Here is an 18,538-nt window from a genome sequence, read left to right as displayed (position 1 = left end):
CAACTGACAACCTCATTGTCCGGCGTTAAGGTCCGGACTTTCGTGAACAATGCGTCCATCGACAAGCGTCAAAACAGCGCGAATGGTATCAATTCTGTCTTCCGGCATCGTCATAAATGGCTGATTGAGTACCGCCAGATCGGCCTGTTTTCCGACGCGAAGCTGGCCCCGGTGTTGTTCGGCAAAGGCGAGCCAGGCGGCATGACGTGTATATAACGCTAGCGCTTCCAGACGCGTGAGCCGCTCGCTGGCGGGTTTACGCACGGAACCGCCTGACGCTATACCGATGATATGATATTCGATAGCGTGCCAGACACCGGCAATGCCAATACGCGTCGAATCGGTACCGCCAGCTACGACAAGCCCTTTATCCAGCGCCAGTCGAACCGGCGGCGAATTGTCCGTCGCGCCGGGTGGATTGGCGTCACGGATGGCAAGCCCCTCAAAGTAAGGCCCCATTTGCACAGTGTATGCCAGACCCAGCTTACGCATTCGCTCAAGCGTCTGTGGCGAACCGGTATTCAGATGCGCAATAGACCAGCGGAGAGGGCGCAGATCGTACTGCTGCGCTACCTGCTCAAAAATCGTCAATATCGCGTCGGCGCTGTCATCGGTATAGGCGTGGATCTCAAGCGGTATTCCCCGTTTTGCCGCAAATGTCGCGACCTGGCGAAGCGCGGTTTTGTCCTGCTCTGAGGAAGAAAACCCTGGGGCCATCCGCACGCCGTCATTCATTCCGGCCACCAGGCTTTCCCCCAGGCCAAGAAAAGCCAGTTGCCCGTCATCGGCACGCGCCGGGCGAAAGGCCATCAGGTTGCTGAACCACTGCGCTTCATGACCTTTCGCTTCTGGCTGTACCGGAATGCGATACCCCACGCGCAGCGGTAAATCCCCCTGGTTTCGCATTGCAAATAAAGGCTCATAAGCGGCGGCAGGCCCGGCAGAGGGGTCAATGATGCCGGTCACGCCGCGAGCGTTCATATCAGCGAAAAATTGTCGCAGACCGCCCTCGCGATCGGCGTTACTACTTATGCTGGCAAAAAGCTGGTTAAACGCGGCGATGTCACCAAATAATTTCCCCGTGGCGCTACCTTTTGCGTCGCGCTCTACGCGGATTCCCGCTAAATCAGGAGGAGGGGTGTCGTTAAGGCCAAGTACGTCTATACCGCGCTGATTCACTAAAGCATAGTCGTAAAGATACTGAATATAAGCCGGATGATCGGGAAGGGCGTGGCTCAATTCGGCTACCGTCGGCGCCCGGTTTTCTGCAAATTGCGCCGGTATCCACGATCCCACTACGGCTACCCATTGATCGTGGGGACGACGGTTAGCGTCGGCGCGTAATTTATCCAGCGCGTCTTTAAGCGAAGGGCTGTCGTACCAGTAGGTTTCGAATGTCCAGGTTTGTCCGCCGCGAATGGCGTGGATGTGGGTATCGGTCAGGCCGGGTATCACGGTTTTACCCTGTAAATCGATGGTACGGGTATGGTCGCCGCGCCATTCATCTGTCGCCGTATCATCGCCAATCGCCACAATCCGCGAGCCGGAAATCACCAGCGCGCTGGCCTGCGGCTGGGCATCATTCAGAGTGATGATATTACCGTTATGCAAAATAATATCCGCTGCCGGGCGGGCGGCGGTGGCTGCGCCTGTGGCCGTGAGCAGAAAGAGAAGCGCGGTTCTGGAAAGCAGAGGCGGGACGAGACTGATCATTAGCATGTTCCTTTTGTCGGGCGATAAGCAAACCATAGAGAGCGAACAAGAATTGTTCAATCTGTGCCCAGGGAACAGTGCGTTCTGTTTTTAGAACGGTGGTGATAAAAAAAGAAAAGCCCGCCGAAACGGCGGGCTTGAGAAGAATTAATGAATAATTAGAACTGGTAAACCATACCCAGCGCGACGATATCATCAGTGCTGATACCGGCATCTTTATAGAACTGGTCGTCATCATCCAGCAGGTTGATTTTATAATCAACATAGGTGGAGAAGTTTTTGTTGAAATAGTAGGTAGCACCTACATCAGCATATTTAACCAGGTCTTTATCATCGCCATTAACGTTGTTATAGGTCAGATCTTTACCTTTAGACATCAGGAAAGAAACCGCCGGGCGCAGACCGAAATCAAATTGATATTGGGCTGTAACTTCGAAGTTTTGCGTTTTGTTTGCTACGCCGCCAGCATAACCCGCATCCGTTTTACCATAAGGCGTCATATTACGGGTTTCAGAATACATAGTCGCTAAATAGATGTTGTTGGCATCATATTTCAAGCCAGCTGTCCATGCATCCGCTTTGTCGCCGCCAGCAATCGTGCCGCCAGCATTGACTTGCTCATTAGTACGATCGGAAGTGGTATACGCAGCGCCTGCGCTGAAGCCCATGCCAATATCATAGGTAGTAGAAATACCGAAGCCATCACCGTTATCGTAACGAATATCGTCGCCATTATTACGGTTATTGGTACCGATATTTACATCGTCAGCGCTTTGGCTTTCATTTTTACCCTGATATTGCAACGCGAAGTTCAGACCGTCTACCAGACCGAAGAAATCAGTGTTACGGTAGGTGGCCACGCCGTTAGCACGACCGGTCATGTAGTTGTCAGCGTAAGTATAGGAGTCGCCGCCGAACTCAGGCAGCATATCGGTCCAGCCTTCTACGTCGTACAGGACGCCGTAGTTACGACCATAGTCGAATGAGCCGTAGTCGCCGAATTTCAGGCCGGCGAATGCCAGACGAGTCCAGGAATTAGCGCCTTCGCCTTCGGTAGTGTTAGCCTGAACGTTATATTCCCACTGGCCGTAACCGGTCAGTTGGTCGTTAATCTGCGTTTCGCCTTTAAAGCCGACACGCATATAGGTCTGATCGCCATCTTTAGAAGAGTCATCAGAGAAATAGTGCAGGCCGTCTACTTTCCCGTAAAGGTCCAGTTTGTTGCCGTCTTTGTTATAAATTTCAGCGGCGTGTGCTGCGCCAGCAGCCAGCAGAGCCGGGATGACAAGTGCCAATACTTTTCTTTTCATTTTTTTATCCTTAAAAACTTAACTTATTTGCAAAAGATTGAACTTCTACAGATTCGTTGAATCAAAGGCATCCTAATCTGAATAATATTATTTCAGCAAATGCTAACTTTTCTTATATGTTATTAATTAATACAAAAGTTACTATCGGAAACGCATATATTTATGGTGAATATATTTGTTATTATGTATTCATGTATGTGATTTGTTTTATTTCACAATTTGCGAAAAAAGATGGCAATATAGCGGCGGGCAGACATTCTGTTATCAATTTTGTGAACTGGCTTCGAGTTTTTTTAATTTAACTTTCTTGAGCGAAAAAGACGTAATCATGAACCACAACGCAGAGAAAACGGTAATAAAGGGGCCGTTTCGACTAATAAAAATAGCATTCATGTATACAATGTCTGTTTTTTGAACAGTGGCGGTGATGAGCATCGCCACTATGACTTGATAAAGGCAGGTAAAATTTGTCGGCTAACTTATCCCGTCGTTTCGTCCCAGGCATGAGGGGCAAAAAGATAGCCTTTATTGCGAATGGTCTTTATACGATAGGGCTCAGCAGCGCTATCCAGCAGTTTCTTACGCAGGCGGGAAATCGCCACATCCACGCTGCGATCCAGACCATCATAATTGACGCCGCGCAGCGTTTTTAGCAACGCGTCGCGATCCATAATTTGTCCGGCGTGTGTCGCCAGTTCCCAGAGCAATTCAAAATCGGCGGTGGAGAGCGATATGAAATCGCCATTGAGCTGGACCGCCCGGTTAAGGGGATCGATGGTTAACGCGCCAAAACGCAGCGCTTTATGCGGCGTAAGCGCGCTCTCCTGAAGACTTTTTGCCTGTTGCGTTTGTTCGCTTTGCCGCAGGTGTAAGCGCAGACGCGCCAGCAAAACGGCCGGAGGCGTGGTTTTGAGGATGTAGTCGCAGGCGCCCATCTCCAGCGCCAGAATATGATTCATATCACTGTCCAGCGAGGTGAGCAGGACAATCGGGCCTTGCCAGCGGTGGCGTAAATCGCGACATATCGTCATGCCATCTTTACCTGGAAGCATAATATCCAGTAAAACCAGATCGGGCTGAGTGGTGAGGATAAGATCCTCCGCCCGGTCACCACGCGGCTCAACAATGACATCAATATCATGTTTCGCCAGATAAGCGGCAATGAGAGAACCCACTTCAGCGTCGTCTTCAACAAATACAATGCGGTTCATATTATAAATGGAGAATAGAAAACGCCAACATACACCGCCTCTGTTTTCCCTTCCATAAATCTTTTCTAAACGAGAGCGGTTCCGTTATGCTACACGCTGTTGTTATTAGCGTGTTAAGGCAAGGTAATGGGACTCGTGATTAAAGCTGCCCTGGGGGCGCTGGTCGTCGTATTGATTGGTCTGCTGTCAAAAACGAAAAATTATTATATCGCCGGATTAATTCCTCTGTTTCCAACGTTTGCGCTTATCGCGCACTATATCGTGGCCAGCGAGCGGGGCATCGACGCGATGCGTACCACCATCGTCTTTAGCATGTGGTCGATCATTCCTTATTTCATTTATCTTGCAACGCTATGGTATTTCAGCGGCGTGATGCGCCTGCCCGTCGCGCTTGGCGGTGCGGTGGTCTGCTGGGGGGCTAAGCGCGTGGCTGCTGATTTTTTGCTGGATTAAATGGCATTAATATTGGCAAAGACCGTGGTTTCCCCATCGTAATACAGACGGATATTACGATGGGGAGGTTGTCAACCCACCAGCATCCACGTAGCCGGAACCGCCGCGACCAGCAATAAACCAATCAGCACGACTTCCTGACGATTTAACACGTTGTCATGCTTGTGCGTCCGACGCGCATACAGGAAAACCAGTAATCCAGGCGCGTACAGTACGACGGACAGCAGCAGGTGCATGGGACCCGACGCGTATAACAACCATAAGCCATAAATACAGGCTCCGATACCGACCGCCCGATGGAGGGGACGTGTTGCAATCTTCAGCAGAAATGCGCCGACCAGAAAGTAGGGCACCAGAATCATTTCTGACGCAATCGTCAATAGCGTGTTGTAGTCCGAACCGGTCAGCCAGATCAGCACCAGACAGATTTGCACACAGATATTGGTGAGCCATAACGATGCAGAAGGCGCGCCTTGCGCATTTTGTCGCGCGAAGATGCCCGGGAAGGATTTATAGGCTGCCGCCAGAAACGGCACCTCTGCCGCCATGATAGTCCAGCTTAGATAAGCCCCGCAGACAGACACAATCAGTCCCGCTGCAATAATAATTTCTCCCCACGGCCCCATCATTTTTACCATCAGTCCGGCCATCGACGGGTTACGCATCTCCGCCAGTTCCGGACGCGCAAGAACGCCAAGAGAAAGCAGCGTGACCAGGAGATATATTCCCAGCGCCGCGAGAACCGCCAGTAGCGTGGCGCGGCCTACATCGCGTTTATTTTTCGCTCGGGCCGAGACGACGACGGCGCCTTCAACGCCAATAAATACCCACAGCGTAATAAGCATGGTGTTCTTGACCTGTTCCCATACGGGAATACCGAGTTCAACACCGGTGAAGTCCAGTGTGAAGGTATCCAGTTTGAACATCATGATAGCCAGCACAATAAACGCGCCGAGCGGCAACAGTTTCGCCAGAGTCGCGACCAGATTGATGCTGGCTGCCGTTTGTACGCCGCGCAGGATGAGGAAATGGACAATCCAGAGCAGGACTGAAGCGCCGACAATAGCCTGCCAGGTATTACCGTCGCCAAACAGACGCAGCGCAGGCGTATCGGTAAAGAAACTCAGCGCTGAAAAAACGATAACCAAATAGGATACGTTGGCGATGACCGCGCACAGCCAATAGCCCCAGGCAGAACAAAAGCCAATCAGTTCGCCGAAGCCTTCGCGGGCGTAAGTAAAGATGCCGCCGTCAAGCTCGGAGCGAATGCGCGTAAGGATTAACATGGCGAATGCCAGTAAGAGTATCCCCACGCCGGTAATGGCCCCAGCCAATTAACAACGCAGCCGGACTGGCAACGGCGGCCATATTCTGGGGCAGACTGAAAACACCTGCGCCAAGCATTGAGCTTAAAACCAGCGCGGTCAGCGCGCTCAGTCCCAGTTTTTTTTCCATTGGTATCCAGCTATAAAAATGAAATTGGAAGAATAATTATTATGGCAAAACGCATAAAAATGGTGAAAGCCACTAAGGCGCGGGATTTTACGGAGAGAAGGGACCGCATGCAACGGCCTGGATAAGATTTATCGCCAAAAAAGCGAAAAGTGAGATTCATCGCGATATTTGACGGAACTGGCATCCCGCGAGAAAGTGCCGGATGGTGGCTTATCAGGCCTGCCGTTGAACGATCGTGTAGGCCTGATAAGGCAGGTATGCCGCCATCCGGCGAGAAAGCCTGATGGCGACGCGCGCCTTATTTATAGAGGTCGGCGCTGATGGTGATGTTATTGCCGCGCTCCTGCCACTGACGCGTAATATGATAATACTTAGCGCCTTTCTTCGCCGCGCGTTTGGCGACCTGATAGGAGATTTCTGTCATATTGCCGTAGTTGCCGGTGAACTTAACGCTGTCGAAAGGCACCATCATCGCAGCCGTCGCTTTATTCAGCTCCTCAACTTTTGTGCCATCCGGAAGTGTGACAGTGTAACGTCCGCCTTTGGAGGATTGCGTTTCGAAGAAACGGCCTACTTCGGCGCTCGGCGAGGCTGACGTGGCGACGCCTGGAATTTCGACTTTCTTCGCAGCTTCGCCGCCCTGAGCCAGCGCGGCGCGGCCAGCTTCAGAGTCTGCCGGAATAGCGTCCGGGCTCTGGACGATGCGTTTTTTCGCATCTTGTTTATAGATAAATGCAGTGATGCGCTGGTTTCCGCCCTGATTCGCATCTATCTGACGAACAATATAGAAAGCGTATGCGCCTTTTTGTTTCGCCGCTTTCGTAATGGCATCGTTAACTTCCGGCTGGCTACGGTAGAAGCCCTGAACGGTGACGGTATCATACGGTTCTAATTGTACGGCCTGGTCTTTCGGTAATTCCACGATGCCATTAATGACACGATTTTTGGGCGCGTCGGCTTTCGGCGCGTCGGCTTTATACACGTCCGCCACAACACGCCAGTTACCACTGTTGCCGAACTCCGAGGTGTCGACAACATAGAAGGAGGCTGCGCCTTCTTTATCTGCGCGGCGGGACACGGCGGAGACCGCATCGCCAATAGCATTAAAACGACCGGTAATAACGATGCGGTCATAAGGTTTTAGTGCAGCCGCTTGCTCCGGCGTCAGTTCTGTTGCTGCATGGACAGAAAAAGCAGCCGCAGAAAGCAGAGCCGACGCCAGGAGAGTGTTCTTAAGCTTCATAAAAATAATCCTTCGCCTTGCGCAAACCAGGTACTGGTATTGTTATTGACTAGAAACGTGGCTGATTATTGCATTTAAACCATATGGATGTCTGCGGGATTTTTCACGCATCGTGTCATGTATCCTATCTTTGATGATAACATTTGCCGATATGTCGAAAAAAACGGCGTCCGGGCGGCTAAGCTAATGAAGCGCATAAATTTAATAAGTTAATTTAATGTTAATTTCTTGATCGCGCCAGGGGTTTAATGATGTTTTGCTGTCAAATTTGAGCGAATTATCAGCCCTCGCAGGCCATTTTCAAGGCATTATGGCTGCTTAGCGGCTGAATCGTTCATGTTTTGCAAATTTGATAAAAAATTCTGTTTTTTGGCGCTAGATCACAGGCGTTATTTTCAGTAGGTTATAGAGAGTTTGTAACGGTTTTATTCTGCTGGGGTAACATTTACCTCAAACGCGGGCAGGCGTACGCTTCTCGCGCTTACTGACAAACCATCATCAAAAATATCGATGGAAGGGAACATTTATGCGAATTGGCATACCAAAAGAGCGGTTACCCAATGAAACCCGTGTCGCTGCGACGCCGAAAACGGTAGAGCAGCTACTGAAGCTGGGGTTTAGCGTCGCTATCGAAAGCGGGGCGGGTCAACTGGCAAGTTTTGACGACAAAGCGTTTGCGCAGGCTGGCGCGGATATTGTAGACGGCAATGCTATCTGGCAGTCGGAAATTATTCTCAAGGTTAATGCGCCTGAAGAAGAGGAAATCGCTTTACTGAACCCCGGGACTACGCTGGTCAGTTTTATCTGGCCTGCGCAAAATCCTGGGTTAATGGAGAAACTTGCCGAACGTAAGGTTACGGTGATGGCGATGGACTCCGTGCCGCGTATTTCCCGCGCGCAATCGCTCGACGCGTTAAGCTCAATGGCGAATATCGCGGGTTATCGCGCCATTGTAGAGGCCGCGCATGAATTTGGGCGCTTCTTTACCGGCCAAATCACTGCCGCCGGGAAAGTGCCGCCGGCGAAGGTGATGGTGATTGGCGCGGGCGTTGCCGGTCTTGCGGCTATCGGCGCGGCAAACAGCCTGGGGGCGATTGTCCGCGCGTTTGACACTCGTCCTGAAGTCAAAGAGCAGGTCCAGAGTATGGGGGCTGAGTTCCTCGAACTGGATTTTAAAGAGGAAGCCGGTAGCGGCGATGGTTACGCCAAAGTGATGTCCGAGGCGTTTATCAAAGCGGAAATGGCGCTCTTTGCCGCCCAGGCCAAAGAGGTCGATATCATTGTTACCACCGCGTTGATTCCGGGCAAACCTGCGCCGAAGCTGATTACCCGCGATATGGTCGATTCTATGAAGGCCGGCAGCGTGATTGTCGACCTGGCCGCGCAGAACGGCGGTAACTGCGAATATACCGTCGCTAATCAGGTTGTGACGACGGACAATGGCGTGAAAGTGATTGGCTACACCGATCTACCGGGGCGTTTGCCGACGCAGTCATCCCAACTTTATGGCACCAACCTGGTTAACCTGCTGAAGCTGCTGTGCAAAGAGAAAGACGGCAATATTGACGTGGATTTTGACGATGTCGTGATCCGTGGCGTGACGGTGATTCGTGACGGCGACATTACCTGGCCTGCGCCGCCAATCCAGGTTTCCGCGCAGCCACAGGCCGCGCCTAAAGCAGCACCTGCGCCAAAAGAGCCGGAAAAGCCCGCTTCACCCTGGCGGAAGTATGCGTTAATGGCGCTGGCGATCATTCTTTTTGGCTGGCTGGCCGATGTCGCGCCAAAAGAGTTCCTCGGCCATTTTACCGTGTTTGCGCTCGCCTGCGTGGTTGGTTATTACGTGGTGTGGAACGTGTCTCATGCGCTTCATACGCCATTAATGTCGGTGACCAACGCAATTTCAGGGATTATTGTTGTCGGGGCATTATTGCAAATTGGTCAGGGCGGCTGGGTCAGCTTCCTGAGCTTTATCGCGGTGCTTATCGCCAGCATTAATATTTTCGGTGGCTTCACCGTGACTCAGCGTATGCTGAAAATGTTCCGGAAAAACTAAGGGGTAACACATGTCTGGAGGATTAGTTACAGCTGCATACATTGTTGCCGCGATCCTGTTTATTTTCAGTCTTGCCGGGCTTTCAAAGCATGAAACGTCCCGCCAGGGGAATAACTTCGGTATTGCCGGGATGGCGATCGCGTTGCTGGCGACCATTTTCGGGCCGGATACCGGCAACGTGGCATGGATTCTGGTCGCCATGATTATTGGCGGCGCGATTGGCATCCGCATGGCGAAAAAAGTTGAGATGACCGAGATGCCGGAGCTGGTCGCGATTCTGCACAGTTTCGTGGGCCTGGCGGCGGTACTGGTTGGCTTTAACAGCTATCTGTACCATGACGCCAGTCTGGCGCCGGTGCTGGTGAATATTCATCTGACCGAAGTCTTCCTCGGTATCTTTATTGGCGCAGTCACTTTCACTGGATCGATCGTAGCGTTTGGTAAACTGCGCGGCAAAATCTCTTCTAAGCCGTTGATGTTGCCTAACCGTCACAAAATGAACCTGGCGGCGCTGGTTGTTTCTTTCCTGTTGCTGCTGGTTTTTGTCCGCACCGAAAGCGTGGGTCTACAGGTTCTGGCGCTGCTGCTGATGACCATTATCGCGCTGGCGTTTGGTTGGCATCTGGTCGCCTCTATCGGCGGGGCGGACATGCCGGTGGTTGTTTCAATGCTGAACTCCTATTCCGGTTGGGCTGCCGCGGCGGCTGGCTTCATGTTGAGCAACGATTTGCTGATTGTGACCGGCTCGCTGGTCGGTTCGTCAGGCGCGATCCTGTCTTACATTATGTGTAAAGCGATGAACCGCTCTTTCATCAGCGTTATTGCTGGTGGGTTCGGTACTGACGGCTCCTCAACGGGCGACGATCAGGAAGCTGGCGAACATCGCGAAATCACGGCGGAAGAGACCGCTGAGATGCTGAAAAACTCCCACTCCGTCATTATTACGCCGGGGTACGGGATGGCGGTGGCGCAGGCGCAGTATCCGGTGGCGGAAATCACCGAAAAACTGCGTGCGCGCGGTATCAACGTGCGTTTCGGCATTCATCCGGTGGCGGGTCGCCTGCCGGGGCATATGAACGTGCTGTTGGCAGAGGCGAAAGTGCCTTATGACATCGTGCTGGAAATGGATGAAATCAATGATGATTTCGCCGATACCGATACCGTGCTGGTGATTGGCGCGAACGATACGGTGAACCCGGCGGCGCAAGACGATCCCCGCAGCCCGATCGCCGGTATGCCGGTTCTCGAAGTGTGGAAAGCACAGAATGTCGTGGTCTTTAAGCGTTCAATGAATACTGGTTATGCTGGTGTGCAGAACCCGCTGTTCTTTAAAGAGAATACGCAAATGCTGTTTGGCGATGCCAAAGCCAGCGTGGATGCAATTCTGAAAGCGCTTTAATCTTTTAAACGTGCGGCGGCCTCTTCGGAGGCCGTTTTTATACACTTCATCCTTTACGCTGCCTCTTTGTTGGCTGCGCTCAGAAACCCCGGTCACATCGTTATCTATGCTCCCGGGGATTTCTTCCCTTGCCGCCGCGAGGCATCTTGAATGATTTTGTGTATGTATTGCATTTTATCTTTTGTTTAAATCGCTAAGCAGAACGGCGATACTCTGTCCGCCGGTGGTCTGTTCGAGGGCGATTTTGACAATGATGGTTAACGGAACGGAGAGCAGCATGCCCACCGGACCTAGTAGCCAGCCCCAGAAAATTAACGACAAAAATACCACTAAGGTTGAAAGGCCTAAACCACGTCCCATGATTCGTGGCTCAAGGATATTGCCGAAGACCAGATTAATCAGCAGATAGCCTGCCAGCACCAGCAGCGCATCATAAAACCCGTTAAATACCAGCACCTGAATAATGGGCGGCAGGGCAGCGAGCACCGATCCAATATTAGGAATATAGTTCAGCGCGAAGGCCAGTAGTCCCCAGACAAAGGCGAAGCGGACATCCAGCGCGGCCAGCATTCCCCATGCGACCAGTCCCGTCACGATACTGATCGCTGTTTTTAGCACCAGATAATGGGAAACGCTATCAAGCGCGCGTTGAATTGCCGCCATGCCCTCCACCGGACGGCTCATCATCTGCTGCAGTTTTTCAGGCAATTGTGGAACCTCCAGCAGCATAAATACCACGGTCAATAACAATAAAAAGATGGACGACATGGCATTGGACAGCTGGGTGAGCAGGTTCGTTACCAGAGTCATTGCGGCGTTTGGATCGATATATTTCGCCAGCTCATCAACCGACACGCCAATGCCTGCTCGCTGCAACCACGGTTCGATACGTTGCAACGGTATCACCAATGAGGAGCGATACTGCGGTAGGGTACGGGCCAGTTCATTTAATGATGTCCCCAAATAGGCCAGTAGCAGTACCATTAGCATGACAATAATCACAATGAGCAATGACACGGCGATAACGCGCGGAATTCGACATCGGGTCATCCGTTGCACAACGGGATTGAGAACGACCGCAATAAATAACGCCAAAATAAAGGGAACAATGATATCTGCGGCGAAGCGGATACCGCTCAGAATAACCACCAGCATTCCCAGCATAATGACGATTTTTAGACCATTGAGCGTGATGATCGGTTTTGCCATATCAGTCCCTGTTTTCTGATGCCGACACGAATAATAATGTGATGTCGGTCGACCTGTTCTGGTTAAAATCAAATACTTCAGGTAAAGAAGTGAAAATATTTTGAGTTAATTCCTGGCTTATGATACAAATCAGGCGTGTTCAACTACCGAGGACAATTATCATCCGCGATGACGAGAAGCAACACTGCGGATAATTGTAATATTATGGACAATATGTTCAGCGCTTTTTTCTCCACGCAAACGCATCTTCACTCTACCTCCTTTTTCCTGCTTATCGGCGAGCAGCACTGGCGTAACGCACTTTAGTCTCTCACTTCTGCCTGAGCTGGCGCAATGCGCTGTGCTAACTGATTTTATTTTTTAGTTTGCTGCGTGCAGCAGACTCGAAAGAGTATATTCTCATGCAGGAGAAGTGTCATGTTTTACTGGATTTTATTAGCTCTGGCTATCGCGACTGAAATTACCGGCACGCTCTCAATGAAATGGGCTAGCGTGGGTAATGGCAATGCGGGGTTTATTTTAATGCTGGTGATGATCACGCTGTCATATATATTTCTTTCTTTTGCGGTAAAAAAGATTGCCCTGGGTGTAGCGTATGCCTTATGGGAAGGGATCGGCATTTTATTTATTACCATTTTTAGCGTGCTGCTATTTGATGAAGCATTATCAACCATGAAGATTGCCGGCTTGCTGACGCTGGTCGCCGGCATAGTATTGATCAAATCAGGGACGCGTAAACCCGGCAAACCGGTGAAGGAGGCGACTCGTGCAACAATTTGAATGGATACACGGCGCCTGGCTTGGGCTGGCAATAATGCTGGAAATCGCGGCTAACGTACTGTTGAAATTTTCGGACGGCTTTCGCCGTAAATGCTATGGCATCTTATCGCTTGCCGCTGTTCTGGCCGCCTTCAGCGCGCTTTCCCAGGCGGTAAAAGGGATAGACCTGTCGGTGGCGTATGCGTTATGGGGCGGTTTTGGTATTGCCGCCACGCTGGCGGCGGGCTGGGTGCTCTTCGGCCAGCGCTTAAACCCCAAAGGCTGGGTTGGCGTGATATTGCTGCTCGCCGGAATGGTCATGATCAAATTTGCCTGAGACGATCGCTGCCTGTCGGTTCAGGCAGCGATTCCCGCATTAATCCTGCGCCAGAGCTTTCAGCTTATCGCGAAAGCCGGTGACGGATATAGCGCGGTTATCGGCGCGCCAGCGATCTTTAGCCGCAGGGGCGGAGCTTTGTACGCCAATGAGCTGCCATCCGCTATCCGTGTGCAATAAGAGCGGCGAGCCGCTGTCGCCAGGTAACGTGTCGCACTGGTGTGAGAGTACGGCATTCTGCGCCCAGCCGGTCACGACGCAATCCTGATGGGAATAGAGCGCATTCAGATGATCTTCCGGATAACCGGACTGCGTGACTTTTCGGTCTGCGGCTTTCAACGCCGCAGTGAGCGCCGCTTTATCGCCGGTAAATAAAGGCACTGGCGTGATACCGGAAGGTGGGTAGCGCAATATTACCAGACCAAAATCCCAGCTTGCCGCGGCAGGCGGCACAATCCAGCCATCGCCATCCGCTTTCAGGCGTCGGCCCAGCGACGGTTCAACGCGGCCTTCAATGCCGTGGATTTCATAGCGCCATACTCCTTTTCGCGCCACAAAACGCAGCGCAACCGCCTTGTCTGGTTTTCCTTTCGGTGGCGTTAGCAGGCAGTGACCTGCTGTCAGGGCGATATGCGGGGAGATAAGCGTTGCCGTACACAAATTACCGCTGGCGGTCTCTAGTTGCCCGATGGCATCCCACGGCGATTGGGTAGGATCGGCGACGGGCACCCGATCATCATGGTTAAAAAAAAGCGTTTTGACGTCGCTGGCATCCGTGGCGTCTGTTTCAGCCCCCCTGGCTTTCGCCATAACCGGTAAAAAACACACTATGCCCAGTAATACAGCAATGGTTTTATGCATATCACACTCTGGTGGGTAATTATGATTATTAACAACAAACCCTCAGTACTACTATAGACGTGACGGTAAGAAAGTGGGAGTAAAATCAGATAACTACACTCAGGAAAGATAGAAATGCGTGGCAATAGCGGCGCATAAAATAAGCACGATAAGAATGAGCTCAAAGCGGTAGCGAGACACTTTTTTGCCCTCCCGGAAGGCGGCGCTAAACCAGAACAATTTAGCGCCGTAAAAACGGGCGCGGGGGCGCGCCGCAGCATGTTACGACTTACGCAGCCGGTTGAGTAGTTGGTTTTGACGGGGTTTTGGCTGGCGCTTTACCACCTTTTTTCTGGTGCTTTTTAGCCGCCTGCGCTTTTTGCTCAACGGTTTTTTTATGCTGTTTTTTGTGGTGCTGGGTGTTCTGGGTTGTTTTGGCAGGCGCTGCGGTTTTCGCAGGCGTTGCAGTCTCAGCCGCGAATGCTGCGGAAGAGAGACCCATTGCAGCGGCAACAACCAGAGCTAATACTTTTTTCATTTTGATACCCTCGATTTGGTTTTCATTCAACCCCACTGCGGGGCCGGTGAAATGACTATATCGCTGTTATCAAAAGGCTTCCGTGAGTGATTGGTTTCGGCATGTAACGCTATGTACAATCCCCCGGTAACGCGATGTCAGCCCCCACCATAATAGGTAGCTTTACGTTACCGGCCGTTATTTTTGGCCGCAGAGTCGGTAATATCCGCCCTCCAGAATAACAGGCACACCGTATATGAATCCGATAATCTGGGTGGTATTTACGCTTCTGGCGCTGGATGCAATCAGAGAAGTTATGGGCGTATCAAGCCTGACAGGTCTATGGTGAACAGTGAGTCGTGGCGTGAAACCAGCCCGGCGATAGCGCACGTTGCTATCGCCGGAATATTTCTTTTCAGGCATGAAGACGGTGATGTAACCGCGTCCCGACCAGGATGGCCAGCACCAGCATTAGCGCGATAAAACCACCTACGCCGTTCCAGCCGTAACTATGCCAGAATACACCGCCTAGCGTCCCGGCAATACTGGACCCCAGATAATAGCTGAAAAGATAAAGTGACGAGGCCTGTCCCTTCGCCCGACGCGCACGCGGGCCAATCCAGCTATTGGCCACGGAGTGCGCGGCGAAAAAGCCGGCGGAAAAAAGCAGCATCCCAGCAAAAATCAGCCAAAGCGAGGTAAAAAGCGTCAGTAAAAGCCCACCCAGCATTACTGCGGTAGAGAACAGCATCACCGGCCCCCGGCCATAGCGTGAGGTCATGGCGCCAGCTTTCGGCGAGCTCCATGTGCCGGTGAGATAGGCTACGGATAACAGTCCGACCACGGCCTGGCTTAATTCCCAGGGGGAGAGCATCAGGCGATAACCAATGTAGTTAAACAGGGTGACGAACGCGCCCATCAGTAAAAAACCTTCTGCAAACAGTAGAGGTAACCCCCGATCGCGCCAGTGGAGACGGAAATTAATAAATAGCGTTTTAGGCCGTAGCGACGTGGGACGGAAATGTTGCGAGGCGGGTAAAATCTTCCAGAACATCAGCGCGGACGCCAGCGCAAAGCATCCGATGGCCGCCAGCGCGATGCGCCAGTTAAAAAAGTCGGTCATGACGCCGCTTAATAAACGCCCGCTCATCCCGCCGATGGAATTACCGCTAATATAAAGCCCCATAGAGAAAGCGACAAAGCTGGGATGGATTTCTTCGCTCAGGTAGGTCATTCCCACCGCGGCGACGCCGCTTAACGACAGACCGATCAGCGCGCGCATAATCAGAATACCATGCCAGCTGGTCATCATGGTTGATAACAATGTGCAGCAGGAGGCTAATAACAAGGCGGTGACCATCACCGGTTTACGGCCTATCGCATCAGAAAGCGGGCCGGTAAAAAGTAAGCCGATAGCCAGCATGGCGGTAGAAATAGAAAGTGAAACGCTGCTGCTGGCGGGGGAGACGCCAAACTCCTGGGAAAGTACCGGTAGTATAGGCTGAACGCAATAAAGGAGCGCGAAAGTCGCCAGGCCCGCGGAAAAAAGGGCCAGCGTGACGCGCATGAAAGGCGCTGTACCGCGTTTAATAAATTGAACCGGCTGAGAATGGCGTTGTTCATCGATATCGCTCGCCGTGGCGTCATCGAGAATAGTTGTACGACTCACGTTAAATCCTTGCTTTACATCTCCGTCAACAGGAGACGGGTATAACCGACATGTAAAGCATAGAAAAAGCAAAATATTCTGTCTAATATATTAATTGTCTCAAATAAGACGTTAAAAATATGAATATCGAATTACGTCATTTACGTTACTTTGTGGCGGTAGCAGAAGAGCTGCATTTTGGTCGCGCCGCCGCGCGCCTCAATATCTCGCAGCCGCCGCTGAGTCAGCAGATACAAATTCTGGAGCAGCAGGTCGGCGCGCGATTACTGGCGCGGACTAACCGCAGCGTAGCGTTAACCGCCGCCGGGCGACAGTTTCTGGTGGATAGCCGACACATCCTGAGTCTGGTAAACGACGCCGCCGCTCGCGCCGAGCGGTTGCATCAGGGCGAAGCGGGTGAAATCCGTATTGGCTTTACGTCTTCAGCGCCTTTTATTCGGGCGGTATCGCATACCTTTTCGCTGTTCCGCCAGTCCTATCCGGGGGTGCATATGCAAACGCGTGAAATGAATACGCGTGAGCAAATCGCGCCGCTCAACGAAGGCGTACTGGATATTGGCTTACTGCGGAATACGCCGTTGCCCGACACACTTAATCGCGAGGTGATTTTGCATGAGCCGCTTATGGCCATGATCCCGCGCGAACATCGGCTGGCGCAAAAGCCGGTCGTCAGTCTGACAGAACTGGCGGAAGAACCTTTCGTCTTTTTCGATCCGCATGTCGGGACGGGCCTCTACGACGATATCCTCGGCCTGATGCGGCGCTATAACCTGTCGCCGACCATCACCCAGGAGGTTGGCGAGGCAATGACCATTATCGGTCTGGTAGCGGCGGGACTGGGTGTCTCGATTCTGCCGGCATCCTTTAAGCGTGTACAGATGAGCGAGATGCGCTGGGTTCCCCTGGCGGAAGAGGACGCCGTATCTGAAATGTGGCTGGTATGGCCAAAGCATCATGAACAGAGTCATGCCGTACAGCGGTTTTGCCAACTGCTATTACTGGCTGCCCGACGGGATTAATTACGCTTAAAAAGGGTGAAAATGTGCAGTTAATCACACGGCTAAGCAAAAAGTTGACGGCGAGTATTGAAGTGTTTCACCATAGCACACAGATTATTTCGGAGCGCGAAAATAAAGGGAGTGAGCGGTGGTTGCTGATAGTCAGCCTGGGCATATCGATCAAATTAAGCAGACCAATGCTGGCGCAGTGTATCGCCTGATTGATCAGCTCGGACCGGTATCGCGAATTGACCTGTCTCGTCTGGCGCAGTTGGCGCCTGCCAGTATTACGAAAATTGTTCGCGAAATGCTGGAAGCGCATTTGGTTCAGGAACTTGAAATTAAAGAGGCGGGCAGTCGCGGACGTCCCGCCGTCGGGCTGATGGTGGAAACGGAAGCCTGGCACTATTTATCTATTCGTATTAGCCGTGGTGAAATTTTCCTTGCACTGCGCGATCTTAGCAGCAAACTGGTGGTAGAAGAGTGTCTGGCGCTGCCGTTAAACGAAGCTACGCCGTTGCTTGAGCGAATTATTACGCACGTTGATCGGTTTTTTACCCGCCATCAGCAGAAACTGGAGCGTCTGACCTCCATTGCCATTACGTTACCGGGCATTATCGATACCGAAAACGGCGTTGTGCACCGGATGCCGTATTACGAAGATGTCAAAGAGATGCCTTTGGGAGATGCGCTGGAGCGGCACACCGGCGTACCGGTTTACATTCAGCATGATATTAGCGCCTGGACGATGGCAGAGGCGCTTTTTGGCGCCTCACGCGGCGCGCGCGACGTTATCCAGGTGGTGATTGATCATAATGTGGGGGCGGGCGTTATCACCGACGGTCATTTGCTTCATGCGGGTAGTAGCAGTCTGGTAGAGATTGGGCATACCCAGGTCGATCCTTATGGTAAGCGCTGTTATTGCGGTAATCATGGCTGTCTGGAGACCATCGCCAGCGTCGATAGCGTGCTGGAACTTACGCAGCTTCGGCTTAATCAGTCGATGAGTTCAATGTTGCACGGCCAGCCGTTAACGGTAGATTCACTGTGTCAGGCGGCGATGCAGGGAGATCTATTAGCAAAAGATATTATTAGCGGCGTTGGCGCGCATGTCGGACGCATTCTGGCTATCATGGTGAATTTATTTAATCCGCAAAAAATTCTTATTGGTTCGCCGCTAAGTAAAGCGGCTGATATCCTTTTTCCAGCCATTGCTGACAGTATCCGTCAACAGGCGCTGCCCGCCTACAGCAGGAATACGGTTGTGGAAAGCACGCAGTTTACCAACCAGGGTACGATGGCCGGGGCGGCGTTGGTAAAAGACGCGATGTATAACGGCTCTTTGTTGATTCGTCTATTACAGGGTTAA

The 18,538-nt window shown here is 51.9% G+C and carries 15 protein-coding genes and 2 pseudogenes; 8 read left to right on the top strand and 9 right to left on the bottom strand.

Annotated features, from left to right (window positions below; all coding sequences use genetic code 11):
• Positions 1–12: 12 nt before the first annotated feature.
• From N7E69_RS20845 to rstA, 3 genes are all read right to left on the bottom strand, one after another.
• Complete coding sequence (locus N7E69_RS20845) at positions 13–1,719, bottom strand: amidohydrolase (RefSeq protein WP_000928671.1); 1,707 nt, start codon at positions 1,717–1,719, stop codon at positions 13–15.
• Between the two features lie 152 nt (positions 1,720–1,871).
• Positions 1,872–3,023, bottom strand: coding sequence for a porin OmpS2 (gene ompS2, locus N7E69_RS20840; RefSeq protein WP_000824320.1), 1,152 nt, complete (start codon positions 3,021–3,023; stop codon positions 1,872–1,874).
• Positions 3,024–3,502: 479 nt separating this feature from the next.
• A complete protein-coding gene (gene rstA, locus N7E69_RS20835) occupies positions 3,503–4,234 on the bottom strand; it encodes a two-component system response regulator RstA (protein WP_001080048.1) in 732 nt (243 codons plus the stop codon).
• A gap of 126 nt (positions 4,235–4,360) precedes the next feature.
• Here rstA and N7E69_RS20830 point away from each other — a divergent pair.
• Positions 4,361–4,697 (top strand): annotated as a pseudogene (locus N7E69_RS20830) (GlpM family protein).
• Between the two features lie 61 nt (positions 4,698–4,758).
• Here the strand turns inward: N7E69_RS20830 and N7E69_RS20825 are convergent.
• Both N7E69_RS20825 and ydgH read right to left on the bottom strand, forming a co-directional pair.
• Positions 4,759–6,142: pseudogene (locus N7E69_RS20825) on the bottom strand (amino acid permease).
• A gap of 298 nt (positions 6,143–6,440) precedes the next feature.
• Positions 6,441–7,385, bottom strand: coding sequence for a DUF1471 family protein YdgH (gene ydgH, locus N7E69_RS20820; RefSeq protein WP_000769294.1), 945 nt, complete (start codon positions 7,383–7,385; stop codon positions 6,441–6,443).
• A 526-nt stretch (positions 7,386–7,911) separates the two neighbouring features.
• On the opposite strand from ydgH, the gene pntA reads away from it, so the two are divergent.
• Together pntA and pntB are read left to right on the top strand one after the other, a co-directional pair.
• Entirely contained in the window at positions 7,912–9,441 is a 1,530-nt protein-coding gene (pntA, locus tag N7E69_RS20810; protein ID WP_001219360.1) for a Re/Si-specific NAD(P)(+) transhydrogenase subunit alpha, read from the top strand.
• 10 nt (positions 9,442–9,451) lie between these two features.
• Entirely contained in the window at positions 9,452–10,840 is a 1,389-nt protein-coding gene (gene pntB / locus N7E69_RS20805) for a Re/Si-specific NAD(P)(+) transhydrogenase subunit beta (protein WP_000014059.1), read from the top strand.
• A gap of 174 nt (positions 10,841–11,014) precedes the next feature.
• On the opposite strand, the gene N7E69_RS20800 is transcribed toward pntB, so the two are convergent.
• The gene (locus N7E69_RS20800; RefSeq protein WP_001118268.1) at positions 11,015–12,049 is read right to left on the bottom strand and encodes an AI-2E family transporter; all 1,035 of its coding nucleotides are present in this window, start codon (positions 12,047–12,049) and stop codon (positions 11,015–11,017) included.
• A gap of 417 nt (positions 12,050–12,466) precedes the next feature.
• Between N7E69_RS20800 and mdtJ the strand changes: the two genes are divergently transcribed.
• Together mdtJ and mdtI are read left to right on the top strand one after the other, a co-directional pair.
• Positions 12,467–12,829 (top strand): multidrug/spermidine efflux SMR transporter subunit MdtJ, encoded by a 363-nt coding sequence (gene mdtJ / locus N7E69_RS20795; RefSeq protein ID WP_000500278.1) that lies wholly within the window; start codon positions 12,467–12,469, stop codon positions 12,827–12,829.
• Positions 12,816–13,145 (top strand): multidrug/spermidine efflux SMR transporter subunit MdtI, encoded by a 330-nt coding sequence (gene mdtI, locus N7E69_RS20790; protein ID WP_001183821.1) that lies wholly within the window; start codon positions 12,816–12,818, stop codon positions 13,143–13,145. The genes mdtJ and mdtI overlap by 14 nt, the downstream gene beginning before the upstream one ends.
• A 39-nt stretch (positions 13,146–13,184) precedes the next feature.
• Here mdtI and N7E69_RS20785 read toward each other — a convergent pair whose 3' ends face one another.
• Complete coding sequence (locus N7E69_RS20785) at positions 13,185–14,006, bottom strand: trypsin-like serine peptidase (RefSeq protein ID WP_000549649.1); 822 nt, start codon at positions 14,004–14,006, stop codon at positions 13,185–13,187.
• Positions 14,007–14,274: 268 nt separating this feature from the next.
• A complete protein-coding gene (asr, locus tag N7E69_RS20780) occupies positions 14,275–14,523 on the bottom strand; it encodes an acid resistance repetitive basic protein Asr (RefSeq protein WP_000756313.1) in 249 nt (82 codons plus the stop codon).
• A 235-nt stretch (positions 14,524–14,758) separates the two neighbouring features.
• On the opposite strand from asr, the gene N7E69_RS20775 reads away from it, so the two are divergent.
• Entirely contained in the window at positions 14,759–14,851 is a 93-nt protein-coding gene (locus tag N7E69_RS20775; RefSeq protein WP_001068154.1) for a KPN_01571 family protein, read from the top strand.
• A 66-nt stretch (positions 14,852–14,917) separates the two neighbouring features.
• On the opposite strand, the gene N7E69_RS20770 is transcribed toward N7E69_RS20775, so the two are convergent.
• Positions 14,918–16,171, bottom strand: coding sequence for an MFS transporter (locus N7E69_RS20770; RefSeq protein ID WP_108629077.1), 1,254 nt, complete (start codon positions 16,169–16,171; stop codon positions 14,918–14,920).
• A gap of 119 nt (positions 16,172–16,290) precedes the next feature.
• On the opposite strand from N7E69_RS20770, the gene N7E69_RS20765 reads away from it, so the two are divergent.
• Complete coding sequence (locus N7E69_RS20765; protein WP_001019577.1) at positions 16,291–17,190, top strand: LysR family transcriptional regulator; 900 nt, start codon at positions 16,291–16,293, stop codon at positions 17,188–17,190.
• Positions 17,191–17,317: 127 nt separating this feature from the next.
• On the top strand, positions 17,318–18,538 hold the full coding sequence (mlc, locus tag N7E69_RS20760; RefSeq protein WP_000225087.1) for a sugar metabolism global transcriptional regulator Mlc: 1,221 nt from the start codon (positions 17,318–17,320) through the stop codon (positions 18,536–18,538).

It is taken from the genome of Salmonella sp. 3C, from assembly GCF_025426275.1.
GTDB lineage: Bacteria > Pseudomonadota > Gammaproteobacteria > Enterobacterales > Enterobacteriaceae > Salmonella > Salmonella enterica.
This window is presented reverse-complemented; position numbering and strand designations above follow the sequence as displayed.